The organism is Klebsiella sp. K4, assembly GCF_014596785.2.
Classification (GTDB): Bacteria; Pseudomonadota; Gammaproteobacteria; order Enterobacterales; family Enterobacteriaceae; genus Klebsiella; species Klebsiella pneumoniae.
Genome location: NZ_CP115021.1, coordinates 696,506 through 722,368, shown reverse-complemented (window position 1 = coordinate 722,368; position 25,863 = coordinate 696,506). Strand labels below are relative to the sequence as shown.

Annotated in this window: 25 protein-coding genes and 1 pseudogene; 10 read left to right on the top strand and 16 right to left on the bottom strand. The window is 57.5% G+C overall.

All coding sequences use genetic code 11. From position 1 onward, the window contains the following. Positions 1 to 7 precede the first annotated feature (7 nt). Positions 8 to 130: a hypothetical protein gene (locus tag IB144_RS03580; protein ID WP_004217169.1), complete on the bottom strand. Its 123-nt coding sequence runs from the start codon at positions 128 to 130 to the stop codon at positions 8 to 10. Between the two features lie 20 nt (positions 131 to 150). Between IB144_RS03580 and IB144_RS03575 the strand changes: the two genes are divergently transcribed. Together IB144_RS03575 and yghU are read left to right on the top strand one after the other, a co-directional pair. Continuing rightward, complete coding sequence (locus tag IB144_RS03575; protein ID WP_004150918.1) at positions 151 to 711, top strand: thioredoxin domain-containing protein; 561 nt, start codon at positions 151 to 153, stop codon at positions 709 to 711. A gap of 47 nt (positions 712 to 758) precedes the next feature. Further along, positions 759 to 1,625 (top strand): glutathione-dependent disulfide-bond oxidoreductase, encoded by an 867-nt coding sequence (gene yghU, locus IB144_RS03570; RefSeq protein WP_002916742.1) that lies wholly within the window; start codon positions 759 to 761, stop codon positions 1,623 to 1,625. A 72-nt stretch (positions 1,626 to 1,697) separates the two neighbouring features. On the opposite strand, the gene IB144_RS03565 is transcribed toward yghU, so the two are convergent. From IB144_RS03565 to exbB, 7 genes are all read right to left on the bottom strand, one after another. After that, positions 1,698 to 1,985, bottom strand: a complete 288-nt coding sequence (locus tag IB144_RS03565) for a DUF2623 domain-containing protein (protein ID WP_002916743.1) — start codon at positions 1,983 to 1,985, stop codon at positions 1,698 to 1,700. Positions 1,986 to 2,063: 78 nt separating this feature from the next. Next, a complete protein-coding gene (gene yghX, locus IB144_RS03560; protein ID WP_004144560.1) occupies positions 2,064 to 2,951 on the bottom strand; it encodes a YghX family hydrolase in 888 nt (295 codons plus the stop codon). Positions 2,952 to 3,072: 121 nt separating this feature from the next. Further along, positions 3,073 to 3,567 (bottom strand): TIGR00645 family protein, encoded by a 495-nt coding sequence (locus tag IB144_RS03555; RefSeq protein ID WP_004105804.1) that lies wholly within the window; start codon positions 3,565 to 3,567, stop codon positions 3,073 to 3,075. Between the two features lie 106 nt (positions 3,568 to 3,673). Continuing rightward, complete coding sequence (locus IB144_RS03550) at positions 3,674 to 5,197, bottom strand: glycoside hydrolase 43 family protein (protein WP_065888809.1); 1,524 nt, start codon at positions 5,195 to 5,197, stop codon at positions 3,674 to 3,676. A gap of 13 nt (positions 5,198 to 5,210) precedes the next feature. Further along, positions 5,211 to 6,629: an MFS transporter gene (locus IB144_RS03545; protein WP_065888808.1), complete on the bottom strand. Its 1,419-nt coding sequence runs from the start codon at positions 6,627 to 6,629 to the stop codon at positions 5,211 to 5,213. A 204-nt stretch (positions 6,630 to 6,833) separates the two neighbouring features. Then, positions 6,834 to 7,259: a TonB system transport protein ExbD gene (exbD, locus tag IB144_RS03540; RefSeq protein WP_002916785.1), complete on the bottom strand. Its 426-nt coding sequence runs from the start codon at positions 7,257 to 7,259 to the stop codon at positions 6,834 to 6,836. Positions 7,260 to 7,265: 6 nt separating this feature from the next. Next, a complete protein-coding gene (gene exbB / locus IB144_RS03535; protein ID WP_004174395.1) occupies positions 7,266 to 7,997 on the bottom strand; it encodes a tol-pal system-associated acyl-CoA thioesterase in 732 nt (243 codons plus the stop codon). A 250-nt stretch (positions 7,998 to 8,247) separates the two neighbouring features. Between exbB and metC the strand changes: the two genes are divergently transcribed. Together metC and yghB are read left to right on the top strand one after the other, a co-directional pair. Then, on the top strand, positions 8,248 to 9,435 hold the full coding sequence (gene metC, locus IB144_RS03530) for a cystathionine beta-lyase (protein WP_004149836.1): 1,188 nt from the start codon (positions 8,248 to 8,250) through the stop codon (positions 9,433 to 9,435). 131 nt (positions 9,436 to 9,566) lie between these two features. After that, the gene (gene yghB / locus IB144_RS03525) at positions 9,567 to 10,226 is read left to right on the top strand and encodes a DedA family general envelope maintenance protein YghB (protein WP_002916791.1); all 660 of its coding nucleotides are present in this window, start codon (positions 9,567 to 9,569) and stop codon (positions 10,224 to 10,226) included. 49 nt (positions 10,227 to 10,275) lie between these two features. On the opposite strand, the gene IB144_RS03520 is transcribed toward yghB, so the two are convergent. After that, a complete protein-coding gene (locus IB144_RS03520; protein WP_004144552.1) occupies positions 10,276 to 11,175 on the bottom strand; it encodes an AraC family transcriptional regulator in 900 nt (299 codons plus the stop codon). Positions 11,176 to 11,371: 196 nt separating this feature from the next. On the opposite strand from IB144_RS03520, the gene yqhD reads away from it, so the two are divergent. Both yqhD and dkgA read left to right on the top strand, forming a co-directional pair. Beyond that, positions 11,372 to 12,535 (top strand): alcohol dehydrogenase, encoded by a 1,164-nt coding sequence (gene yqhD / locus IB144_RS03515; RefSeq protein WP_004144551.1) that lies wholly within the window; start codon positions 11,372 to 11,374, stop codon positions 12,533 to 12,535. Between the two features lie 145 nt (positions 12,536 to 12,680). Beyond that, positions 12,681 to 13,508 (top strand): 2,5-didehydrogluconate reductase DkgA, encoded by an 828-nt coding sequence (gene dkgA, locus IB144_RS03510; RefSeq protein ID WP_002916796.1) that lies wholly within the window; start codon positions 12,681 to 12,683, stop codon positions 13,506 to 13,508. A gap of 35 nt (positions 13,509 to 13,543) precedes the next feature. Here the strand turns inward: dkgA and IB144_RS03505 are convergent, their stop codons facing one another. The 7 genes and pseudogenes from IB144_RS03505 to IB144_RS03475 form a co-directional block, all read right to left on the bottom strand. Beyond that, complete coding sequence (locus IB144_RS03505) at positions 13,544 to 14,071, bottom strand: GNAT family N-acetyltransferase (RefSeq protein ID WP_040215086.1); 528 nt, start codon at positions 14,069 to 14,071, stop codon at positions 13,544 to 13,546. After that, positions 14,071 to 16,402, bottom strand: a pseudogene (locus tag IB144_RS03500) (YgiQ family radical SAM protein). The gene IB144_RS03505 and the pseudogene IB144_RS03500 overlap by 1 nt, the downstream one beginning before the upstream one ends. 33 nt (positions 16,403 to 16,435) lie before the next feature. Continuing rightward, a complete protein-coding gene (ftsP, locus tag IB144_RS03495) occupies positions 16,436 to 17,848 on the bottom strand; it encodes a cell division protein FtsP (RefSeq protein WP_004144547.1) in 1,413 nt (470 codons plus the stop codon). Positions 17,849 to 17,931: 83 nt separating this feature from the next. Then, complete coding sequence (gene plsC, locus IB144_RS03490) at positions 17,932 to 18,669, bottom strand: 1-acylglycerol-3-phosphate O-acyltransferase (protein ID WP_040215083.1); 738 nt, start codon at positions 18,667 to 18,669, stop codon at positions 17,932 to 17,934. Between the two features lie 191 nt (positions 18,670 to 18,860). After that, a complete protein-coding gene (parC, locus tag IB144_RS03485) occupies positions 18,861 to 21,119 on the bottom strand; it encodes a DNA topoisomerase IV subunit A (protein WP_004181324.1) in 2,259 nt (752 codons plus the stop codon). Positions 21,120 to 21,240: 121 nt separating this feature from the next. Continuing rightward, entirely contained in the window at positions 21,241 to 22,110 is an 870-nt protein-coding gene (locus IB144_RS03480) for an AraC family transcriptional regulator (RefSeq protein WP_002916831.1), read from the bottom strand. Between the two features lie 77 nt (positions 22,111 to 22,187). Continuing rightward, on the bottom strand, positions 22,188 to 22,583 hold the full coding sequence (locus tag IB144_RS03475) for a YgiW/YdeI family stress tolerance OB fold protein (RefSeq protein WP_002916833.1): 396 nt from the start codon (positions 22,581 to 22,583) through the stop codon (positions 22,188 to 22,190). A 150-nt stretch (positions 22,584 to 22,733) separates the two neighbouring features. Between IB144_RS03475 and qseB the strand changes: the two genes are divergently transcribed. The 4 genes from qseB to IB144_RS03455 all read left to right on the top strand — a co-directional run bounded on the left by qseB (position 22,734) and on the right by IB144_RS03455 (position 25,822). Then, positions 22,734 to 23,393 (top strand): quorum sensing response regulator transcription factor QseB, encoded by a 660-nt coding sequence (gene qseB / locus IB144_RS03470; RefSeq protein ID WP_040215081.1) that lies wholly within the window; start codon positions 22,734 to 22,736, stop codon positions 23,391 to 23,393. Beyond that, entirely contained in the window at positions 23,390 to 24,739 is a 1,350-nt protein-coding gene (qseC, locus tag IB144_RS03465; RefSeq protein WP_040215079.1) for a quorum sensing histidine kinase QseC, read from the top strand. Before qseB ends, qseC begins: the two co-directional genes overlap by 4 nt. 106 nt (positions 24,740 to 24,845) lie before the next feature. Beyond that, on the top strand, positions 24,846 to 25,427 hold the full coding sequence (locus tag IB144_RS03460) for an NAD(P)H-dependent oxidoreductase (RefSeq protein WP_002916840.1): 582 nt from the start codon (positions 24,846 to 24,848) through the stop codon (positions 25,425 to 25,427). An 80-nt stretch (positions 25,428 to 25,507) separates the two neighbouring features. Beyond that, the gene (locus tag IB144_RS03455) at positions 25,508 to 25,822 is read left to right on the top strand and encodes a putative quinol monooxygenase (RefSeq protein WP_019704977.1); all 315 of its coding nucleotides are present in this window, start codon (positions 25,508 to 25,510) and stop codon (positions 25,820 to 25,822) included. The last annotated feature ends 41 nt before the right edge of the window (positions 25,823 to 25,863 follow it).

The following is a 25,863-nucleotide window of genomic DNA, read 5'->3' as shown; positions in this document are numbered from 1 at the left end:
CAGGCACTTACCAGACAGAGGTGTAACGATGATACCACTCATTCGTTTCGCTAATCGTGCCGTTAAGGAAAATAACCCTGCAGCCGGAAACAAAAGTGATATCGTTATCGGTGATATAACAAAAAAACAACGCAACATCAGGAGTCGACAATGAGCACACCCTCGCATCTGAATGCCCAACCGCTGGTCTGGGGACACGGCCCGCGGACGTTTGAGGTGTTCCTTGAGCCCACCTGCCCCTACTCTGTCCGCGCGTTTAATAAACTCGACGATCTGCTCGATGAGGTCGGCGCCGATAACGTGACCATCAAGATACGCCTGCAGTCGCAGCCGTGGCATCTGTTCTCCGGGGTTATCGTCCGCTGCATCCTCGCCGCGTCCACCCTGCCGCACGGCAGAGAGCAGGCGCATAAGGTGATGCAGGCCGTGGCCGACCATCGGGAAGAGTTTGAGTTTACCGATCACTGCAGCGGGCCGAATATGAACGCCACGCCGCAGCAAATCATTGAGCGCATTGAACGCTACAGTCACGTGCTGCTGGGGGCCGCCTTTGCCCGCCCGGAGCTGCAGGACGTGATCAAGTGGCACAGTAAATACGCCCGTCAGAACGGCATCCATGTCTCGCCGACCTTTATGGTCAACGGCCTGGTGCAGCCGGATCTGGGCAGCGGCGATGATGTCAGCGTGTGGGCCGCGCGGATTATGGCCTGAGGTCACCTGCTACACTTTTTGTACATCCACGAAAAAGGCAAACCAGCATGTCAGAGCAAAACTACCAGCCACCAAAAGTGTGGGAATGGAAGCAAAACAGCGGCGGCGCGTTCGCCAACATCAACCGTCCCGTTTCCGGCGCGACTCATGAACGCGTCCTGCCGGTAGGAACCCATCCGCTCCAGCTATACTCACTCGGCACACCCAACGGCCAGAAGGTGACGATCATGCTGGAGGAGCTGCTGGCGCTGGGCGTCAGCGGCGCGGAGTACGACGCCTGGCTGATACGCATTGGCGAAGGGGATCAGTTTTCCAGCGGCTTTGTCGAGATCAACCCGAACTCGAAGATCCCGGCCCTCAGCGACCATTCCACCACGCCGCCGACCCGGGTATTTGAGTCCGGCAACATTCTTCTCTATCTGGCGGAAAAATTTGGTTTCTTCCTGCCGAAAGATCCTGCCGGTCGCACCGAAACCCTCAACTGGCTGTTCTGGCTGCAGGGCGCGGCGCCGTTCCTCGGCGGCGGCTTCGGCCACTTCTATAACTATGCGCCAGTGAAGATCGAGTACGCGATCGACCGCTTTACGATGGAAGCCAAACGCCAGCTCGACGTGCTGGACAAACAGCTCGCCCGCGGTCGCTATGTGGCCGGCGAGGAGTACACCATCGCCGATATGGCTGTCTGGCCGTGGTATGGCAACGTAGTGCTGGGCAATGTCTATAACGCGGCGGAGTTCCTCGACGCCGGGAGCTATAAAAACGTGCTGCGCTGGGCGCAGGATGTCGGCAACCGCCCGGCCGTCAAGCGCGGACGCATCGTCAACCGCACCAACGGCCCGCTCAATGAGCAGCTGCATGAGCGCCATGACGCCCGCGACTTTGACACCCAAACGGAAGATAAGCGCCAGGCGTAAGGTCTTCACCCTTTCCCGTTGACGGGAAAGGGTTCCCACCACAGGACGGTTCCGCCTGCGAAGCCGTCCTGTTTAGCTTTCCAGCCGATAGCCCGCCAGAAAATAGCGCATCGCCATACCCGACCCACCTTCTTTGAAGAAATCCATCACCATATCCCTGTCCAGGCCATAGCGACGGGTGAGGATCCCCGCTTCCCAGGCGCTGAGCTGGCGGTCGCCGGTTTTTTCAAACATGCGGTGCGAGTAGCCGAGCACAAACCCGCGTTTATAGTCGGCGCAAAAATTCGCCGCATGCGCGGCGGTGTCAGCATAGGATGCCTGTAGCCCCGCCATTAAGCCTTTGCCAAAATGATTTTCCATCGCGCCCTCCCAATCGTTATATAATAAATTATATAGCGTTTTTTTGAGCGAGCGGTAGCGCTATTTATGACGGTTGCGCTAGCGTAAATACTTCTCAAACCATGCCAGCGTGCGTTGCCAGGCCAGATCAGCCGCAGCCCGATCGTAGCGCGGCGTGGAATCATTATGAAAGCCGTGATTCACGCCCTGATAGAAATAGGCCTCGTAGACTTTATGGTGTTCCTTCAACGCCTGTTCATAGGCAGGCCAGCCTTCATTAATGCCGCTATCGAGGCCGGCATAGTGCAGCAGCAGCGGTGCTTTAATTTTATCAACCTCCTTCAGCGGCGGCTGGCGACCGTAAAACGGCACCGCGCAGGCCAGCTCCGGGATCGCCACCGCCGCCGCGTTGCTGACGCCGCCGCCGTAGCAAAAACCGGTGATACCGACCTTCCCCGTCGCCTGTGGATAGTTCGCCATAAACGCGACCGCCGCAAAAAAATCATTCATCAGCTTCACGGGATCGACTTTCTGCTGTAGCGCGCGGCCTTCATCATCATTCCCCGGATAGCCGCCGACGGCGCTCAGGCCATCCGGCGCCAGCGCGATGTACCCCGCTTTCGCTACCCGCCGGGCTACATCTTCAATATAGGGGTTCAGGCCGCGGTTCTCATGCACCACCACCACAGCGGGCGCTTTGTCGGCTATTTTTGTCGGCGTCACCAGGTAAGCCCGCACTTCGCCGTGACCGTCAGGAGAGGGATAATGAATATACTCCGGGCGGATATCCGGGTCGGTGAACGGTACCTGCTCTGCCAGGGCATAGTCGGGCTTCAGCAGATTAAACAGCGCCAGCGCGGTCATCCCGCCGACAGTATATTTCCCCGCCAGCTGGAGAAACTCGCGTTTACTGATTTTGCCGTGGGCATAGTAGTCATAATACTCGAGCAACTGCTGCGGGAAATCTTTGGCCGTTAATCGCGTCATCACCCTGCCTCCGTTGTTAAGCGCTCTTTAAGCAAAGCAGAAGCCCGGACATACGCCAGCCCAGAAAAGCATTAAACGGGGAGAAACAGCCCAGCGGCTAACACCGCCGGGAGAGAAGGGATCAGTGTTTCACTTTGGTCAGACGATCAAGGTAGCCCATCACAAAGGCCGAAAGCACGAAGGTCAGGTGGATAATCACGTACCACATCAGCTTATTGTCCGGGACGTTTTTCGCATCCATAAACACCCGCAGCAGGTGAATAGAGGAGATCGCCACGATGGAGGCGGCAACCTTATTTTTCAGCGAAGTCGCGTCCATTTTGCCCAGCCAGCTGAGTTTTTCTTTACCCTCGTTAATATCCAGTTGCGAGACAAAATTTTCATACCCGGAGAACATCACCATCACCAGCAAACCGCCCACCAGGGTCATATCCACCAGCGACAGCAGGGTCAGAATCATATCCGACTCGCTGACGCTAAAAATATGCGGCAGTATGTGGAAGATCTCCTGAAAAAATTTGATGGTCAGCGCAATCAGACCGAGCGAGAGGCCAAAATAAACCGGTGCCAGCAGCCAGCGCGAGGCGTACATAGCATTTTCCAGAAAGCGTTCCATAAGATCCTGTCAGTTAACATAAACGGCCGCCATTATATCGCAACAGGGTAACGCTTATGCAACATCAGCCGCCAGCGTCATCTGCAGGCGGCCAGAAACGGTTTCTTTAAAGTATGACCTCAAAGTCCTGCAAAGCGGAATAGCCCTCGCTTTGTAGGCCAACCATTGAAGCAGCCAGCAGGCCAAATTTCGCGCCGACCCATTTTCCCTTCCCGGCAGCAAAACAAAGAGGAACCTTCCGCCACTCCTCCTCGGCTCGCCAGGAAAATTGACACAGGCCGCCTTCGCCTACGGCCACCTGCAGCTGACACTTGCCGCACTTAAGCTCAGCAAGAACCTGACGAGTTTCGCGCACCACGCCCGCATCGCTCATCCAACCGTGTCGCCACACGAGCCGGTAACCCCCTTGCCCAAACTCCACCAGCAAAGCGGCGTAGCGTTCGCCGTATACGATCAGGCCTCCGGCATCACCGTCCTGAGCGGCATATAACGTTACGCTTGTTTTCGCGCTAAAAGTTAGCGCCGGGAATTTCTGCAGCAACAGCTGCGGCGCCCAGTATAACGCTCTCTGTCCATCGACTTCGGATAATGGGACGCAGCGTAATCGAAGTTCGCCTTTCGCTGGCAGCAGCCACTCAGGGCTGGGGTTAGCCTGCCACTGCCACTGTATTCCCGGTTGGCCTTGCGCAAAATAGTCGCTGGTTTGCGGCGCCAATGCCGGTGAAGGCGTTAACCCTTTAGGACGCGGCCAACGTAAAACCGGCTGTCCGACGCCGCCGTTGCCAATCTGCTCACCGATACGCGGCCAGCCATCGTTACCCCAGGACATCGGCTGGAGGTGAACCACGCGGCCATAGAGGTGTAAGTCCTGGAAATGAACAAACCAGCATTCGCCCTCCTCACCCTCCACCCAGCCGCCCTGATGTGGTCCGTTTATCGAGGTGTTTCCCTGGAAAAGCACGTTTTTGGCTTCCCAGGGCCCCGTCATCTGGCGCGCGCGCAGTACCGTCTGCCAGCCATTTTCAACCCCGCCCGCAGGAGCAAAGACGTAGTACCAACCGGCGCGTTGATAAACCTTTGGCCCCTCAAGGGTAGGTAAATCGCAGCAGCCGTCATAGATAATCTGCCCTTCGCCCAGCAATTCGCTGGCGTCCGGCGCCATCGCAAACAACTGCAGTTTATGCTTGATGCCGCTGCGGCTATGGGCGAAGGCATGTACCAACCAGGCCTGACCATTGTCGTCCCAGAACGGGCAGGGATCTATCCAACCTCTGGCCTCGCGCAGGCAGTGCGGAGCGCTCCATTTCCCCCACGGATCCTCGGTATGGCAGATAAAAATACCTTCATCTGGCGTGCTGAAGCAGACCCACAGCTTGCCATCGTGCCAGCGAATCGACGGCGCCCATACGCCCTTACCCGGCTGATACCGGTCATAACCAGGTAGCGGCAGTTCATCCATAACGTGGTTGATGATAGTCCAATTAACCAGGTCCGTTGAATGCAGGATCGGTAAAGCGGGCACATGGTTAAAACTGGAAGAGACCATAAAGAAATCATCGCCTACGCGCACGATATCCGGGTCGGAATAATCGGCGCATAAGATAGGATTTTGGTATTCAGAAGGGGTCATATTTCGCATCTCCTCAGGCCTTTTCCGGAACGGCGTTTAGCGGCAAATGCGTCTCTGGATGCCCCTGCTGCTGACGCATGGACAGCTCGCGCTGAATTGTCTGCATCATTTTGTCATCCAGCTTATAGAAACGCGCCAGCCACCACAGGAGCAGGTAAGATAGTGATGGACCGAGGGTTAACAGCCCCACAATTCCCATTGTCGCCAGCGGAGTCTGCGCCGTTACGCCCGCCTGATAGCCAAATAGCCCAAGCGAAAAACCTACGGCGGCGCCAGCAACCGCCATGCCCATTTTCAAAGCAAACAGATTACCGGAATAGGATAATCCCGTGATGCGACGGCCAAACTTCCATTCGCCATAATCGGCAGCGTTGGCCATCATGTTCCATTTAAACGGCTGGTACATCTGATGGAAGAAGCCGACCAGGAAGTATAAAGGGAACACCACCGGCAGCCAGGTCGGCGGCACAAAGAACATTACGACGCCAACCAGGACCAGCAGGAGGTTGATATTTTTAAACAGCGATACCGCGCGATAGCGCTTGGCCAGCCATCCGGCGGCGATGCTGCCGATAATCGTGCCAACGACGCTGGTGGAAACAAATGCTGATTTCATGGCCGTTCCCGCCGCTGACTCCACACCGCCTAACATCAGGTAGGTTGCATAATAGAGCGTGGCGGCGCTGCGCATAACCCCGGCCATACTGGAGAAAAAAGTAATTATCGCCACAATACGCCACTGGTCATTCGCCAGCAGCTGACGGAGGTCTTCGCGTATGCTCCCCTGCTGTTCAACAGCTGGAGCCACGCGTTCTTTGGTAGAGAAGAAGCAAAAAGCCAGCATTACAATAGCGATCGCGCCCATGATTCCCATTGTCGCCTGAAAACCATACTGCTTATTTTCTTTACCGAAAAAATCCACCAGGAACAGGGTTGCGACAGAAACCATCAGACCGGCCAGAGATGAGATCGTAAAACGATATGACTGGGCTGAAAGGCGATCCTTCTCATCACGCGTAATGACTCCGCCCAATGCGCAGTAGGGAATATTGATAAAGGTGTAACACAGCATGAGTAAGGTGTAGGTCAGGTAGGCATAAACCAGTTTACCCGATGCGCCAAATTCCGGAGTCGTGAAGGTCATTACCGCCAGCACGGCATAAGGTACGGCAAACCAGATAAGCCACGGGCGAAAATGGCCCCAGCGGGTCTTTACACGGTCTGCAACAATGCCGGTTAGCGGATCGGTAATCGCATCCAGAACCCGCGTCACCAGGAACATCACTCCGACTGCGGCAGCAGAAAGCCCGTAAATATCCGTATAAAACCATGTCAGAAACATGGTTACCGAAGAGTAAACGATACCGCAGGCTGCATCCCCCATGCCATATCCCAGCTTCTCCGCAAATGACAGTTTATTATCGTGATTCACAATATAATCCCTCTCAGATGAAGTGGTATTCACTGTAGAGGCAGGATAAAAACTATCCTATTGTCATTTTTCGCATCGGGTTTATGTTTTCTGTTAACTGAGAAAGTTGTCACACATCTATAATATTGGTCTTACAAGTTATTGCGTCACCTATTAAAAAGCTGGCGCAAGGCCAGCCTGAGGAGAAAAGTGGAAAGGGGGAGGTTACTTCGCTTTGACGGTCTCTTCGCCCACCAGCCCGATCTTGAGATAGCCCGCCTGATGCAGGGTATCCATCACTTTCATCATCGTCTCGTAATCGACGGTTTTATCCGCGCGGAAGAAGACGGTGGTATCTTTTTTGCCGGCGGTCAGGCTATCCAGGGCGTTAATCATATTCGCTTCGGTAACCGGGTCGTTGCCGAGGAACATGCTCTTATCCGCCTTCACCGACAGGTAGATGGGTTTTTCCGGTCGCGGTTGCGGCTGGCTGGAGGAGGCTGGCAGATTGACCTTCACGTCGACCGTCGCCAGCGGCGCGGCCACCATAAAGATAATCAGCAGAACCAGCATGACGTCGATAAACGGCGTCACGTTGATCTCATGCATTTCGCCGTTATCGTCCAGATTTTCATTAAGACGCATCGCCATAGCCGATCAACCTACCCGTAATTTCTGCGCGCTGCGCACCGGCTTCACGCCGCTGGCGCTGAGGTCCAGATCGCGGCTTTGCAGCAGGAGTACCTGAGCGGCGACGTCGCCGAGCGAGGCCTTGTAGCTGCCGATCATGCGGGCGAAGATGTTATAGATGACCACCGCCGGGATGGCGGCGAACAGGCCGATGGCCGTCGCCAGCAGCGCTTCTGCGATGCCCGGCGCTACCACCGCAAGATTGGTGGTCTGGGTCTGGGCGATGCCGATAAAGCTGTTCATGATGCCCCAGACGGTACCAAACAGGCCCACAAACGGGGAAATGGCGCCGATGGTCGCCAGATAGCCGTTACCGCGCCCCATATGGCGACCAACCGCCGCAACGCGGCGCTCAAGGCGAAAACCGGTTCGTTCCTTGATGCCTTCATTGTCTTCGGCACCGGCAGAGAGTTCGAGTTCGTTCTGCGCTTCATTGATAAGCTGGGTGGTGAGGCTTTTCGCCTCAAAGGCGCTGGCGATATCGCTGGCCTGATCGAGAGAGCGGGCTTCCGCCAGCTGCTGCTGTTCACGTTTGAGGCGACGCTTGCTGGCGAGGATTTCCGCCCCTTTACCGAAGAAGATGGCCCATGTGACGACCGACGCCAGAATCAGGCCAATCATCACCACCTTAACGACAATATCGGCATGATGATACATACCCCAAACGGAGAGATCCGCCTGCATCAAATTATTACCCACGCTCTATCTCCACGACGATAATCACAAAATCTGCCCACAATAATATCAAAACGACATCGAATTGATAGTGGTTCTCATTAGTATTTACACTGTGCAGCAAATCACGTTTATTTTCCTTGCGCTTACGCAGTAAAAAAGCGGCTAACCGCGGGCCTGGTAAAATTTTCGCCTGTATCGGCGGTGCGCTGGTACAGAAAAGCAGATTCATGTTAGTTTAGACGTCCAGACGTATAAAAACAGGTTCGTCAACATGGCTGATAAACATCTTGATACCGCGCTGGTCAACGCCGGGCGGAGCAAAAAGTACACCCAGGGCTCAGTGAACAGCGTTATCCAGCGCGCGTCATCGCTGGTTTTCGACACTGTCGAGGCCAAAAAGCACGCCACCCGCAATCGGGCCAACGGCGAGCTGTTCTACGGTCGTCGCGGCACCCTGACCCATTTCTCGCTGCAGGAAGCGATGTGCGAGCTGGAAGGCGGCGCCGGCTGCGCCCTTTTCCCCTGCGGCGCCGCGGCGGTGGCTAACACTATCCTGGCGTTTGTCGAGCAAGGCGACCATGTGCTGATGACCAATACCGCCTATGAGCCAAGCCAGGACTTTTGTACCAAAATTCTCGCCAAACTCGGCGTCACCACCAGCTGGTTCGATCCCTTAATCGGCGCCGATATCGCCCGTCTGGTTCGCCCTGAGACCCGCGTGGTGTTCCTCGAATCGCCCGGCTCGATCACCATGGAAGTGCACGATGTGCCGGCGATAGTCGCCGCCGTGCGTCAGGTCGCCCCGGAAGCGATTATCATGATCGATAACACCTGGGCGGCGGGGATCCTGTTTAAAGCCCTGGATTTTGGCATTGATATTTCCATTCAGGCAGGCACCAAATACCTGATCGGCCATTCCGACGCCATGGTGGGCACCGCGGTGGCGAACGCGCGCTGCTGGCCGCAGCTGCGTGAAAATGCCTACCTGATGGGGCAAATGCTGGACGCCGATACTGCCTATATGACCAGCCGCGGCCTGCGCACCCTGGGCGTGCGCCTGCGTCAGCATCATGAAAGCAGCCTGCGCATCGCCGAGTGGCTGGCGCAGCACCCGCAGGTGGCGCGGGTAAACCACCCCGCCCTGCCCGGCAGTAAAGGTCATGAGTTCTGGAAACGTGATTTCACCGGCAGCAGCGGGCTATTCTCGTTTGTGCTCAGCAAGCGCCTCAATGATGCCGAACTGGCGGAGTACCTCGACAATTTCAGCCTGTTCAGTATGGCCTATTCGTGGGGCGGCTTTGAGTCGCTGATTCTCGCCAACCAGCCGGAGCAAATCGCCCACATTCGACCGGATGCTGAAGTCGACTTCAGCGGCACGCTGATCCGCCTGCACATTGGTCTCGAAAATGTTGACGATCTGCAGGCGGATTTAGCAGCGGGCTTCGCGCGTATCGTGTAAAGTGACAGTCAGTGGCAACAATAGCGGACGCTTTTTAGCAAAGCGGCCGCTTTTGTTGCGCCCGGGATCAAGGTGCTCGGGCCTCTTCAGGAGTACACTAGTCAACAATACGGTACCACTTAGGAAAGTCCATGGTTGTCATTCAAGAGATTGTCGCCGCGCTGTGGCAACATGATTTTGCCGCATTGGCGAACCCTCACGTTGTGGGCGTTGTATATCTGGTTATGTTCGCGACCCTGTTTCTGGAAAACGGGCTGCTGCCCGCCTCCTTTTTACCGGGAGACAGCCTGCTGCTGCTCGCCGGCGCGCTGATTGCTAAAGGCGTCATGGACTTTGTGCCCACTATCGCCATTCTGACCGCCGCCGCCAGCCTCGGCTGCTGGCTGAGCTATGTGCAAGGGCGCTGGCTGGGCAATACGCAAACGGTGAAAGGCTGGCTGGCGCATCTGCCGCATAAGTACCATCAGCGCGCCACCTGCATGTTTGACCGCCACGGCCTGCTGGCGCTGCTCGCGGGCCGTTTTCTGGCGTTTGTCCGCACCCTGCTGCCAACCATGGCCGGGATTTCTGGCCTGCCGAACCGCCGCTTCCAGTTCTTCAACTGGCTGAGCGCCCTGCTGTGGGTCTGTGTGGTGACGGGTCTTGGCTATGCGCTGAGCATGATCCCGTTTGTGAAGCGCCATGAAGATCAGGTGATGACCTGTCTGATGATCCTGCCGATTGCCCTGCTGCTGGCTGGCCTGCTCGGCACGCTGTTCGTGGTCATTAAAAAGAAATATTGCAGCGCCTGACGCTTACCTGCCGGGGGGCCTGCGCCCGCCCGGCCGCCCTTTCCCGGTATTACATCCCCTGCATCGTGCGAATACGCGCGGCGTCTTCTCCCGGCGTCAAACCGAAGTAGCGCTTAAACTCGCGGCTGAACTGCGAAGGGCTTTCATATCCCACGCGCATCGCCGCCGCGCTGGCCTTCATGCCGTCATGGATCATCAGCATTCGTGCTTTGTGCAAACGGTAGTTTTTCAGATACTGCAAAGGAGATGTGCTGGTCACCGCTTTAAAATTATGGTGAAACGCTGACACACTCATATTCGCTTCCGCCGCCAGCCGATCGACGCTGAGGTTTTCGGTGTACTGGCTTTCGATATGCTTGAGCACGCGGCTTATCAGGCTGAAGTGGGTCTGCCGGCTGACCAGCGCCAACAGCGCGCCGCCGCAGGGCCCCGTCAGCACATAATACAGAATTTCGCGGACGATTTGCTTGCCAAGGATCCGTGCGTCCAGCGGCCGCTCCATCACGTCAAGCAGCCGTTCGGCAGCGCACAGAATATCCTCCGAGAGTACCGCGGAGTTTATCCCGCTGGAGGCGACCGCGGGCTGAAACAGCGGATCTTCGCCAATATCCATCAGCAGCTCTTGCAGTTGCAGGATATCGACGTTCAGGCGCATCCCGGCGAGGGGCACCTCCGGGGTGGCAAAGGTTTCGCACTCGAAAGGTAGCGGCACGGTCAGCAGTAAATATTCGTTTGTATCGTAGCGAAAAGTCCGTTCATTGATATAACCAATTTTATGGCCCGAAAAGAGAAAAACGATCCCCGGCTGATACATCACCGGCGTCCGGGGCCCCGGTTGCGTTCCGTACAGCAAACGGACGTCAGGCAGCAACGAACTTAACATTTCGTGCTTATCTTTCAGCAGGTTAATCTTCTCCGTTAATGTCCGACATATCTCTGCGTGTTGCATTGCCACCGTCTCTCCCGATGTTTCTTCACCTGTACATTGTGCGCAGGCCGCTACAAATTCTCCAGCCATATGGAGAAATAGGCAAGACATCGGCAGGAATGTGCATTGAGGGTCAACGGCGCCAGGACCACAATAACCTTCATCGGGCAGCGGTATCGTCCCTGTCGACGGTTTTACTCTTTGGAGGACTTAAGCAATGAATAATTTCGACCTGCATACCCCAACCCGCATTCTGTTTGGCAAAGGCGCGATTGAAAAGCTGCGTGAACAGATCCCGGCGGAAGCCCGCGTACTGATCACCTACGGCGGCGGCAGCGTCAAAAAAACAGGCGTCCTGGATCAGGTCCTCACCGCTCTGAATGGCCTGGATGTCCTTGAATTTGGCGGCATCGAGCCGAACCCGTCTTACGAAACCCTGATGAATGCGGTGAAACTCGCCCGGGAAGAGAAAGTGACCTTCCTGCTGGCGGTCGGCGGCGGTTCGGTGCTGGATGGCACCAAGTTTATCGCTGCAGCAGCCCACTACGACGCGGATATCGATCCGTGGGAAATTCTGGAAACCTATGGCAGCAAAATTGCCAGCGCCATTCCAATGGGCTCGGTACTGACTCTGCCGGCGACCGGTTCTGAATCCAACAAAGGCGCGGTCATATCGCGGAAAACCACCGGCGACAAACGCGCGTTTATGTCTTCGCACGTCCAGCCGCAGTTCGCGATCCTCGATCCGGTTTATACCTACACCCTGCCGCCGCGCCAGGTCGCGAACGGCGTGGTTGACGCCTTCGTCCATACCGTCGAGCAGTACGTGACCTACCCGGTTGACGGCAAAATCCAGGACCGCTTCGCCGAAGGCATTCTCCTGACCCTGATCGAGGATGGCCCGAAAGCCCTGCAGGAACCGGAGAACTATAACGTGCGCGCCAATATTATGTGGGCGGCGACGCAGGCGCTGAACGGCCTGATCGGCGCAGGCGTGCCACAGGACTGGGCGACGCATATGCTCGGCCACGAGCTGACGGCGATGCACGGCCTGGATCACGCCCAGACGCTGGCTATCGTGCTGCCGGCGCTGTGGAATGAGAAACGCGATGCCAAGCGCGAGAAGCTGCTGCAGTATGCCGAGCGCGTGTGGAATATTACCGAAGGCTCTGACGACCAACGTATCGATGCCGCCATCGCCGCAACGCGTCAGTTCTTCGAGCAGATGGGCGTGCCGACCCGCCTTTCCGATTATGGTCTCGACGGTAGCTCCATCCCGGCGCTGCTGGCGAAACTGGAAGAGCACGGCATGACTAAACTGGGCGAACATCAGGATATCACCCTGGACGTCAGCCGCCGTATTTACGAGGCTGCACGCTAAGCGCTCCCCGCCTGATTCACCTCTCCTTACGTTAAACAAACGCCGGGGAGAGGTGTTTTTACTACCGTTTTTAGCTATTTCGTCCAGACTTAATGCTACCCCTCGGCGGATCCTGCTTCGCCGAGTTCATTAACAGGAGGAAGGCATGACACATCCAACCGTTATAAAACTGCACGACGGCAACCTGATGCCGCAGCTGGGTCTCGGCGTGTGGAAAGCTGGCAACGAGGAAGTCGTCTCCGCCATTCATAAGGCGCTGGAAGTCGGTTATCGCTCTTTTGACACCGCCGCCGCGTACCAAAATGAGACCGGCGTCGGCAATGCGCTGCACAGCGCTGGCGTCAACCGCGATGAGCTCTTCATCACCACCAAGCTGTGGAACGACGATCAAAAACGGCCGCACGAGGCGCTGAAAGAGAGCCTCAGCAAACTGAAGCTGGACTATGTGGATCTCTATTTAATCCACTGGCCGGTACCGGCTATCGGCCATTACGTCGAGGCCTGGCAAGCGTTGATCGAGCTGCAGCAGCAGGGGCTGACCAAAAGCATTGGCGTGTGTAATTTCCAGGTACCGCATCTGCAGAAGCTGATTGATGAAACCGGCGTCGCCCCGGTGATCAATCAGATAGAACTCCATCCACTTATGCAGCAGCGTCAGCTGCACGCGTGGAACGCCACCCACAAGATCCAGACCGAATCCTGGAGCCCGCTGGCCCAGGGCGGCGAAGGCGTCTTCGATCAAAAAGTCATCCACCAGCTCGCCGATAAGTACGGCAAAACACCGGCGCAAATCGTCATCCGCTGGCATCTTGATAGCGGTCTGGTGGTGATCCCGAAATCCGTCACGCCGTCGCGTATCGCGGAAAACTTTGACGTCTGGGACTTCCGTCTCGACAAAGATGAGCTGGGAGCGATCGCGAAGCTGGACCAGGGTAAACGTCTCGGTCCTGACCCGGATCAGTTCGGCGGATAATGCTCTCTCTTGCCATCGCCTTTAGCGCCTCGGCGTTAAAGGCGATCGCAGACCAGATGAATATCCTCTGGCTCCAGCGCAAACAGCGCCGGGTCGGGCTTATCCGCTAAGCGACATCCCTGAGCCAGATAAAAATCGACGGTGTTTTTGTTGGGGATCGACGAGATATAGAGGCCGGACGCCCCCATTTCTGGCAGCTGGTGCAGGGCATACTGAAACAGTCGCCGCCCCCAGCCCTGGCCGCGCTTTCCCGCCCCTACATAAAAGAATAATAGCTGGCGCAGCTCGCCATTCATGCCGCGAGGCAGCGTATCCAGCGCCGCTGCGGCAATCATCTGCTCATCGTCAAAAAAGGCGAAAAAAATACCGCCGCGATCGTAACAGGCCTCGTGAATCGGAGTATAAACCTGACGATCGTGAGGGTCCCAGCCACGCACGTCATAATATTCCCGATAAGCCCGCAGCTGACCGTTATCGGAACGGTAGAGCGTATCGATAATTTCGCTGCGGTCTATCTCCCAGAGCTGATCCAGTTGTTGTCGCGACAGGATGACCGGCGTCATCACCTCTCTCCTTTTTTCACAGATGTTCCCGGCGAGCGATCCCGCCGGGCCAGCCGCTTAGCGTGATACGGCCTTCGGCTTAACGCGTTTTTTCGCGCCCGCAGCGGCAGGCGTCTGGCGCTGATGGGCGATCGGCGTGTGCTTGGTCAGCGCCGGACGAGTATGGCGGTTCTGGCGACGCGCTTCACGCATTTCGTCCAGGGTTGGCGCTGGCACCAGGCAGTCGCGACGGGAGCCAATCAGGTGCTTCTTGCCCATCGCCTCCAGCGCCTGACGGATCAGCGGCCAGTTTGCCGGATCGTGGTAGCGGAGCAGCGCTTTGTGCAGACGGCGCTGTTTATCGCCCTTCGGCACCACCACTTCTTCGCTCTTATAACCAATTTTACCCAGCGGGTTCTTGCCGGTGTAATACATGGTGGTCGAGTTCGCCAGCGGCGACGGATAGAAGTTCTGCACCTGGTCGAGACGGAAGCGATGCTTCTTCAGCCACAGCGCCAGGTTCACCATATCTTCATCACGGGTGCCCGGATGAGCGGAGATAAAGTACGGGATCAGATACTGCTCTTTACCCGCCTGCTTCGAATAGGTGTCGAACAGCTCTTTAAAGCGGTCGTAGCTGCCCATTCCCGGCTTCATCATCTTCGACAGCGGTCCCTCTTCGGTATGCTCCGGGGCGATCTTCAGATAGCCGCCGACGTGGTGGGTCGCCAGCTCTTTGATATAGCGCGGATCTTCGACCGCGATGTCATAGCGTACCCCGGAGGCGATAAGGATCTTCTTGATGCCCTTCAGCTCGCGAGCGCGGCGATAAAGATTGATCGTCGGTTCATGGTTGGTATCCATGTGCGGGCAAATATCCGGATAGACGCAGGAGAGACGGCGGCAGGTCTGCTCAGCGCGCGGCGATTTACAGCGCAGCATATACATGTTGGCCGTTGGCCCGCCGAGATCGGAGATCACCCCGGTAAAGCCGGGCACGGTGTCGCGAATGGCTTCGATCTCATTAATGATCGAATCCTCAGAACGGCTCTGGATTATGCGTCCTTCGTGCTCGGTGATCGAGCAGAACGAACAGCCGCCGAAGCAGCCGCGCATGATGTTGATTGAGAAGCGGATCATCTCATACGCCGGAATACGCGCATCGCCATAGGAAGGATGCGGCACCCGCTTGTACGGCAGCGCGAAGACGCTGTCCATCTCTTCGGTGGAGAGCGGGATTGCCGGCGGGTTGATCCAGATGTAGCGCTCGCCGTGCTTTTGCATCAGCGCCCGGGCGCAGCCGGGGTTGGTTTCGTGGTGCAAAATGCGCGAGGCGTGAGCGTACAGGACCTTATCGCCTTTCACCTTCTCGAAGGAGGGCAGCAGCACATAGGTTTTTTCCCACGGTTTGGGCCGCGGCGGCTGCACAGTAATGCTTTTCGCTTCCTGTTTTTTCGGCGCGACCGGTTTGTTATCGGCGCACGGCAGATCTTCACCGTACGGATGCGGGATGGGGTCAATTTTACCGGGCGTATCCAGACGGGTGGAATCCACGCCGCTCCAGCCCGGCAGCGCCTCTTTCACCATGATGGCGGTATTGCGCACATCGCGGATCTGGTCGATGGTTTCGCCCATCGCCAGGCGATGAGCCACTTCCACCAGCGGACGCTCGCCGTTGCCGAACATCAGCATATCGGCCTTGGAGTCCACCAGCACCGAGCGGCGCACGGTGTCGGACCAGTAATCATAGTGGGCGGTACGACGCAGGCTGGCTTCGATGCCGCCGAGGATCACCGGCACATCTTTCCACGCCTCTTTACAGCGCTGGGTGTAGACGAGGGTAGCGCGGTCCGGACGTTTGCCCGCCACGTTACCCGCCGTATAGGCATCGTCATGACGTAGTTTACGGTCGGCGGTGTAACGGTTGATCATTGAGTCCATGTTGCCGGCGGTCACGCCGAAGAACAGGTTCGGTTTGCCCAGACGCATAAAGTCGTCTTTGCTGTTCCAGTCCGGCTGGGAGATGATCCCTACCCGGAAACCCTGCGCTTCCAGCATGCGGCCGCAGATAGCCATCCCGAAGCTCGGGTGGTCGACATAGGCGTCGCCGGTGACCAGAATAATGTCGCAGCTATCCCAGCCAAGTTGATCCATCTCTTCACGCGACATCGGTAAAAAGGGCGCAGGGCCAAAACAGGCAGCCCAGTATTGCGGCCAGGAAAAAAGGTCACGATCCGGTTGGATCAGGGATATTGCGCTCATATTGCTTCCGGGGAAAATGATAAAAAAATAACCAAAAGGGCGTGGATTATAAGCCGGAATGATAGTGGAAATGAAGGAGGATTTTCTCAAACCCTGACCGTGCGCCGGCCAGGGTCAAAGAGATTACGGCGCGGGATTCACCAACATCTGGCCGATCGAGCCGCGATCGGCAAGCTCCAGCGTCTGGCTCAGATACTGGAACGGGAAGTGCGGCCACGACGGCTGGGCGTAATAGACCAGCAGCTCAACCTGCCCGTCGACCCACACGGTGTCCTTCCAGCCGCGATCTTCCGGGAAAGGAGACGAGCCGTTGACATTACGGATCTGGAACATCACCCCTTCAATATGGAACGACTGCGGGCGGTCGGCGCGCACCGTCCAGCGCTCCCAGGTCCCCTGCTGCGCCGTGATATCGATACGCTGCGGATCCCACAGCTGGCCGTTGATGCCCGGATCGTCGCCAAGGGTGATATCCCGGCTGCGGATCGGCGTACCGGAGAGCAGCTCGGTCGGCAGCAGGCGCACCGGCAGACTGTCGGTCACCAGCGGCAGCAGCCCGGTCGGACGCAGCGTCAGCACCAGCGTGGAGACCAGGATGCTTGACGGTTCAAAAAAACCGCGGATACGGTCGACGATGCTCGCCGCTTCGCCGCAGGTAATGGACACTTCATCGCCGTTAGTCATATCGACCAGAATTTCACGCCGCTCCCCCGGGGCCAGCGATAGCTGCTTGAGCGAAACCGGCGCCGGCAGGAATCCCTGATCGCCGGAAATCACATGCAGCAGTCGGCCATCGCTCATCTGCAGCTGATAGCGCCGGGAGTTGGAAGCGTTCAGCAGGCGCAGGCGCACCCAGCCGCGCGACACTTCAACATACGGGCTCTGCACGCCGTTAACCAGCAGCGTGTCGCCCACAAAGCCGCCGCTGCCCGGTTCGCTATATTCCGGCGTGCCGAAGTTATCCAGCCGTTTATCCTGAATAATCACCGGGAAGTCATCGACGCCATAGTGGTTAGGGATCGGCAGGTTCTTGCTGACCTCGTCTTCCACCAGCCACATGCCCGCCAGACCGTTGTAAACCTGTTTCGCCATCCGGTTCGGCGTGTTGGCCTGATACCACAGCGTCGCCGCGCTCTGGCGGATAGGCAGCACCGGCGCCCAGTCGGCGTTCGGCGACATCATGCGCGCCGCGCCGCCAATCAGCGGGCCAGGCACCTGCAGACCGCGGATGGTCATCGCCACGTTCTCCGTCAGGCGGTTGCTGTAGATAAGCTTGACGTCGTCTCCGTTCCAGACGCGGATCGTCGGCCCCATATAGCGGCCATTGATCCCCCAGACGGGGGCGCGGGTGCCGGGGGTAAACGACCAGTGGGAACGCTGCAGCGTCAGAAACAGCGGCTGGCCGCGACGAGATTCCAGCAGCGGCGGAACCGGCAGCGCAGGCTGCTGGCCGGCGGCATGGGCCTTCAGCGGCGCGGCGCCAGCGCACAGCGCTACGCCGGAAGCCTTAATAAACTGACGCCGACTGAGTGACATATTAACTCCATGACATACTGACAAATGAAAAAGGGAATTCGTTTCCCGCCAGCAATACGCGCGCGTTGGCGGCGTTTCCTGTCTTATTGCTTTCCAGCCGCTTCGCGCTCGGCCACTTCGTTGTCCAGATCAGCGATTTTGGCGGCCATCAGCTCGCGGCAATGCGTCGCCAGCGCGCGCACGTTGTCTTTACCAAACTGAGTGGTATCTACCGGCGGCAGCATTTCCACAATCACCAGACCGTTGTTCCAGCGATTGAGCTTTATTTTATTCGATGTATTCGAGACACACACCGGAATAATCGGCACCCCAGCGGCAATAGCCGCGTGAAAAGCCCCGGTTTTAAACGGCAGCAGGCCGCGGCCGCGGCTACGGGTCCCTTCCGGGAACATCCAGAACGAAATTTTACGCTTTTTAAAAGCGTTGACGACTTCGGCAATAGTGCCGTGCGCTTTGGTTCGGTTATTACGGTCAATCAGCAAATTGCCCGTCAGCCAGTACAGTTGGCCAAAGAACGGGATCCATAGCAGGCTCTTTTTACCTACGGTGACCGTCGGAGCCTGCACGATATTCGACGCCGTCACCATATCATAGTTGTTCTGGTGGTTAGCGATGTAGATCGCGTTGCCATAGTTTTCCGCGTCGGCGGGTTTGCGTAGCTCTACCTTGAGGCCAAATACCGGAGATAAACGGCCAAACAGATGGCCGAAAGTGGCAACGTGTTTTGGATTACGTGGGCTGAACAAGCAGTACAGACAGCCAAGTACGCACACTACGATGCAATAAATGACCACGAAAATTACTCGAAAAATGAATAGCATAGCTACCTCTAAAACCCAAACCGCTTAGAATTATTCGCTGCTGGCAGAAGGCAGGCTCACAAGTTCTGCGCAGGCCGGGACCGTTCTTCCTGGGTCCCTGATGATGGACATTGTTAATCGCAACGCCTGAATAAACAACGATTTTGCGGCATTTTTTCGTCTCCTCCCGTCAAAGACGGGAGGAGACGCGCTTACTCTTCGCTATCGCCTGCCGCGGCACGACGCGGCGAGTCAATTTCCACGCGGTCAATTTTCTGCAGCCCGCGCATCAGCGAACCGCGGCGGCCGCGCTCGCCGGTGACTTTTTGCAGCTCTTCCGGACGCAGTTTGATCTTCCGTTTGCCGACGTGAATGGTCAGCGTACTCTGCGGCGGCAGAACAAACAGATGTGCCAGACCGTCCTGGCCGGCTGCGGCTTCCGCCGCCGGAATGCTGATAATTTTGTTGCCCTTGCCTTTCGACAGCTGCGGCAGATCGCTGACCGGGAACATCAGCATCCGCCCGGCGGCGGTGATGGCCAGCAGCATATCGGACTCATCCTCAATCACCAGCGGCGGCATCACGTGCGCGTTGTCAGGCAGGGTGATTAGCGCTTTACCGGCACGGTTGCGCGCCACCAGATCGTTGAAGGTACAGACGAAACCGTAGCCCGCGTCGGAAGCCATCAGCAGTTTCTGATCGTCGCTTTCCATTAGCATATGCTCCACGGTCGCGCCCGGCGGCAGGGTCAGTTTGCCGGTAAGCGGTTCACCCTGGCCACGCGCGGAAGGCAGAGTAATCGGATCGATGGCATAGCTGCGTCCGGTGGTATCGATAAACACCACCGGCTGGTTGCTCTTGCCCTTCGCCGAGGCTTTCCAGCTGTCGCCCGCCTTATAGCTCAAGCCCTGGGCGTCAATGTCGTGTCCTTTGGCGCTGCGCACCCAGCCCATCTGCGACAGAACGATAGTCACCGGCTCAGACGGCAGCATGTCATGTTCGCTCATCGCTTTCGCTTCTTCACGCTCGTGAAGCGGCGAGCGACGGTCGTCGCCGAAGGCATCGGCATCGGCCTGCAGCTCTTTTTTCAGCAGGTTGTTCATCTTACGTTCAGACGCCAGAATCGCCTGCAGCTGGTCGCGCTCTTTTTCCAGCTCGCTCTGCTCGCCGCGGATCTTCATCTCTTCCAGTTTGGCGAGGTGGCGCAGTTTTAATTCCAGAATCGCTTCCGCCTGGGTTTCGCTGATGCCAAAGCGCGACATCAGGGCCGGCTTCGGTTCATCTTCAGTGCGGATGATCTCAATCACTTCATCGATATTAAGAAACGCCACCAGCAAACCTTCGAGGATATGCAGGCGCTTCAGCACTTTCTCTAACCGATGGTTTAGACGGCGACGCACGGTATCGCGACGGAACACCAGCCACTCGCTGAGGATCTCCAGCAGGTTTTTCACCGCCGGGCGGCCGTCAAGGCCGATCATATTGAGGTTGATGCGGTAGCTCTTCTCCAGATCGGTGGTGGCGAACAGGTGGTTCATCACCTGTTCCATATCCACCCGGTTGGAGCGCGGGACAATCACCAGACGGGTCGGGTTTTCGTGGTCCGATTCGTCGCGCAGATCGTCAACCATCGGCAGCTTTTTATTGCGCATCTGCGCCGCAATCTGCTCCAGCACTTTGGCGCCAGAGACCTGATGCGGCAGCGCACTGATCACCACCGCGCCGTCCTCTTTACTCCACACCGCGCGCATGCGCACTGAGCCGCGCCCGTTCTGGTAGATTTTGCGAATTTCCGCCCGCGAGGTGATGATCTCCGCCTCGGTCGGGAAATCCGGCCCCTGTACGATATCCAGCAGTTCGTCGAGGGTGGTTTTCGGCTGCTCAATCAGCGTAATCGCCGCTTTGGCCACTTCCCGCAGGTTGTGCGGAGGAATATCGGTCGCCATGCCTACCGCGATGCCGGTGGTGCCGTTCAGCAGGATGTTCGGCAGACGCGCTGGCAGCATTTTCGGCTCCTGCAGCGTGCCGTCAAAGTTTGGCACCCAGTCGACCGTCCCCTGCCCCAGCTCGCTGAGCAGCAGCTCGGCATACTTCGACAGGCGGGATTCGGTGTAACGCATGGCGGCGAAAGATTTGGGATCGTCCGGCGCCCCCCAGTTTCCCTGACCATCCACCAGCGGATAGCGGTAAGAGAACGGCTGCGCCATCAGCACCATCGCTTCATAGCAGGCGCTGTCGCCGTGCGGGTGATATTTACCCAACACGTCGCCGACGGTGCGGGCGGACTTTTTGAATTTCGCGCTGGCGTTCAGCCCCAGCTCGGACATCGCATAGACGATGCGACGCTGGACCGGTTTTAAGCCATCGCCAATAAACGGTAATGCCCTGTCCATGATCACGTACATGGAGTAGTTCAGGTAAGCATTTTCCGTAAATTCATGCAGCGCAAGGCGCTCTGCCATATCGCTCATTAATCGTGGATCCTCAATCTGGGTACCGACCGTTCGGACGGCAAAACTACCCGCGATAATACCCGATCTCACGCCCTGAGTCACAGGCCGTGAGATCGGCTGAGGATTCCGTCACGCTTAATCAGGCCAGCGGCAGATAAATATCGGTTTGCAGTTCATGCTCAGCCACCTCATGGACAAAATTGAGGTAACGGAAGTACACCGGAAAATCCCGTAACGTCTCGCCTGAAGCGGGTAACCAGTCGCGATAGAGAAACCAAACGCTGTTCGCCAGCGTGTCCAGCGAGCCGTGATGGCGCACGACGGCGCAGCGTCCGCCGGGGATTTCGCCGTTAATCACGCCAAAGGCGTTTTCACCAACCGGCCGATCGACCGTACCGCAGATATCAAAACGAAATGCCTCCTGCGGGGTGGTCTGCGGATCGTCCCAGGCGATCCCCCAGGTATCGCTGGTGGCGACGGGCGATAATCCGCTCGTCTTACGCCAGGCGATAAAACGCGCGGCGGTGGCGTTGACAAGGTCCGGGCTACCGCGATGTTGCAGTACGGCTATCCGGGTGGAGGGGCACGAAATAATGTTGACGTCCATCGACGTTTGCTCCTGTAGCGTATGTTTCGGTACGCGTCGATGCCACTCGGCCCAGTCCGGTTGTTGACGGAATTGGGTCGGGCTTTGGTCAAACGCGGTACGGAAGGCACGACTGAACGACTCCGCATTCTGAAATCCGGCATCAAGGGCAATATCGATGACTTTATCGCGGGGGTTGAACGCCAGGCGCCAACAGGCGCGTCGCAGACGCAACCACTGAATATACCGGTACAATGGAATGCCGGTATAGGCGCTAAATTGCCGGTGAAAATGGTAAGGCGAACTGTGCGCTATCGCGCTCAGCGTCTCCAGCGACAGCGGCTCATCAAGATGGCGCGCAATGTACCTACAGACGCGCTGGAAGCGCCCGACATACGCCGGGCTGGCCTTAATATCGTTCATCGTCTCCTCCTCGCGACATACTCTGACAGAGCGAGGATCGCGATTCCTGACCGATCTTGCGCTTATCCGACGGAGACTTATGGCGCGATTTTACGGATCTGTTTAACGTCGATTTCTACCGAGTTCCAGTCCTTATCGACTTCCCCCTGAATTTCTACTGTGTCCTGCGGGCCGACGGTCACGCCGTTCCAGCGCTTGTGGTCGATATCGACATTGATCACCCCGGAAGCATCCTGGAATTTATACAGGTCATCAGAGATGCGCTCGACGATTTTACCGCGCAGGGTCACCCAGGTGTCATCACGCAGCGACTTGGCGTTCGCCACGGTGGTCACCGCGCCGCTCGGCCCGGTGAAGCCGCCAGCCTGGGTGGTAGTGGTAGTCGACGGTCCGGTGAATCCTCCCTGCCCGGCGGCCAGTACAGGCATGGAAACCAAAGCAATAATCGCGGTCATCGCAGCAATTTTTTTCATCTTATATTCTCCCTTTTGTGTTGGTATGGCTCCTATTACGCCCGACAAAACTTAACGACTTCTTAAGCGGAAAAAAGAAATTTTAATGCTGTACATCACCCGCTTCAACGCGGTTTACTGCGCAAAGAAACGGGATCGTCGGAGGGAAACATGCGCATATTACTGGTGGAAGATGACAAGCTTATCGGCGACGGCATCAAAGCCGGGCTGAGCAAAATGGGCTTTAGCATTGACTGGTTTACCGTCGGGCTGGAGGGCAAAAATGCCTTATACAGCGCCCCCTACGACGCCGCAATCCTTGACCTCACCCTACCCGGCATCGATGGCCTCGATATTCTGCGCGAATGGCGCGATAAAGGCCGCCATGAGCCGGTGTTGATCCTCACCGCCCGCGATGCCCTCAGCCAGCGGGTGGAGGGCCTGCGCCTGGGCGCCGATGACTACCTGTGCAAACCTTTCGCCCTGATTGAGGTGGCAGCGCGCCTCGAAGCGTTGATCCGCCGCGCGCACGGCCAGAGCAGCAGCGAACTGCGCCACGGCAAGGTGATCCTCGATCCGAACCGCTTAACCGCCAGCCTCGACGGCGAAAGCCTGGCGCTGAAGCCGAAGGAGTTCGCCCTGCTGGAACTGCTTATGCGCAACGCCGGGCGCGTATTGCCGCGTAAGCTTATCGAGGAAAAGCTCTACACCTGGGACGACGAGGTCTCCAGCAACGCCGTGGAAGTTCACGTCCATCATCTGCGCCGCAAGCTCGGCAGCGACTTTATCCGTACCGTCCACGGCATCGGCTATACCCTGGGTGACGCATGAAACGACTTGCCCGCCTGAGCCTGCGCCTGCGCCTGACGCTGCTGTTTACCGTACTGACCACCGCCGCCTGGGGGATGGCCAGCGTTATCGCCTGGCAGCAGACCAGCAAAAAGCTGGATAAGCTGTTCGATACCCAGCAGCTGCTGTTCGCTCGCCGCCTGAGCGCCATGCATTTCGATGAACTGCGCGCCCCGCCCGCCTCGCTCGGGGAAAAGAAAAAGGTACGCCACGGGCACATCGACGACGACGCGCTGGCGTTCGCCATCTTCACCCGCGACGGCAAAATGGTGCTTAATGACGGCGAGAACGGAGAGGATATTCAGTGGAATTCGCAGCGCGAGGGATTCAGCGATGGCTATCTGCGTGACGACGATGACGAGTGGCGTTTCCTGTGGTTAACCACCGCCGACGGCCGCTACCGCATCGCCGTCGGCCAGGAGTGGGATTACCGGCGCGAAATGGCGATGGATATCGTGACCTCGCAGCTCACCCCGTGGATGGTTGCTCTGCCGCTGATGTTCGTGCTGCTCATCGTGCTGTTAAGCCGCGAGCTGGCGCCATTGAAAAATCTGGCGCGCACGCTGCGCCTGCGCGCGCCGGACTCGGCGGATTCGCTCAGCGTGGAGAAGATCCCCGCCGAAGTTCGCCCGCTGGTCGAAGCGCTGAATCAGCTGTTCCGACGCACTCACGACGCCATGCTGCGCGAGCGTCGGTTTACCTCTGATGCCGCCCATGAGCTACGCAGCCCGCTGGCGGCGCTGAAGGTGCAGACCGAAGTCGCCCAACTCTCCCTGGACGATCCCGAAGGGCGTGAGAAAGCGTTGGATCAGCTCCACCAGGGGATCGATCGCGCCACCCGACTGGTGGATCAGCTGCTGACGCTGTCGCGGCTGGACTCGCTCGCCCAACTGGATGATGTGCAGCAGGTCGCTATCGCCGATCTGCTGCAGTCGGCAGTGATGGAGATGTATCACCCGGCGCAGCAGTCCGGGATTGAGCTGCGCCTGCATCTTAATGCCAGCCATATCGTCCGCACCGGCCAGCCGCTGCTGCTCAGTCTGCTGGTGCGCAATCTGCTGGATAACGCCGTACGCTATAGCCCTCGCGGCAGCCAGGTCGATATCACGCTCAACGCCCGCGAGTTCCGGGTGCGCGATAACGGCCCAGGCATTAGCCCGCAGGCGCTCTCGCGCATTGGCGAGCGTTTTTATCGTCCGCCGGGGCAGGAGGCGCCGGGCAGCGGCCTGGGCTTGTCGATCGTCCGGCGCATCGCCTCGCTGCACGGCATGCAGGTTGATTTTGCCAACGCGCGCGACGGCGGCTTCGAGGCCCGCGTGTACTGGTAGCGAGATTATTGCTCATTTGGCAAAAGACTTTGCACATTTTGCTCATTTTACTGCCCCGCTTCGCGGGGTAAGATCGTCGGCAAATTTTCATATATGAGGGTAAAAAATGAGCAACATCCTGATTATCAATGGGGCGAAAAAGTTCGCGCACTCTAATGGTCAACTGAACGACACCCTGACCGAGGTCGCGGAGAGTTATCTGCGCGACGCCGGGCACGATGTTAAAAGCGTTCGCGCCGAAAGCGAGTACGACGTAAAAGAAGAAGTACAGAATTTCCTGTGGGCCGATGTGGTGATCTGGCAGATGCCGGGCTGGTGGATGGGCGCTCCGTGGACGGTGAAAAAATATATGGATGACGTCTTTACCGAAGGCCACGGCTCGCTGTACGCCAGCGATGGCCGTACCCGCTCCGACGCCAGCAAAAAATATGGCTCCGGCGGCCTGGTGCAGGGGAAAAAATATATGCTTTCTCTGACCTGGAACGCGCCGATGGAAGCCTTCACCGACAAAGACCAGTTCTTCCACGGCGTCGGCGTTGACGGCGTTTACCTGCCGTTCCATAAAGCCAATCAGTTCCTCGGCATGGAGGCATTGCCAACCTTTATCGCCAACGACGTGATTAAAATGCCTGATGTCCCACGGTATATCGCAGAATATCGCAAGCATCTAGCGGAAATTTTTGGTTAACTAGAGGTCTAGCTCTACATATTTCGAGTTATTCGAACCTGGAGTATGACGAGATCCACACAGAAGGAGTTGAGTTAACCATGTTAACAGTGATTGCAGAAATCCGTACCCGCCCGGGCCAGCACCACCGCCAGGCGGTTCTCGATCAGTTCGCGAAAATTATTCCGACCGTTTTGCAGGAGGCCGGCTGCCACGGCTATGCCCCGCTGGTGGATCATGCCGCCGGCGTCAGCTTCCAGACCACGGCGCCCGACTCTATCGTCATGGTCGAGCAGTGGGAAAGCGTCGCGCATCTTGAAGCACACCTGCAAACCCCGCACATGAAAGCCTGGTCGGAAGCGGTCAAAGGCGATGTGCTGGAGACCACCATCCGTATCCTGCAGGCCGGCGTCTAAGCCCGCCGACGCTGAAACGGAATAAGAAAAGGGAGCCTGAG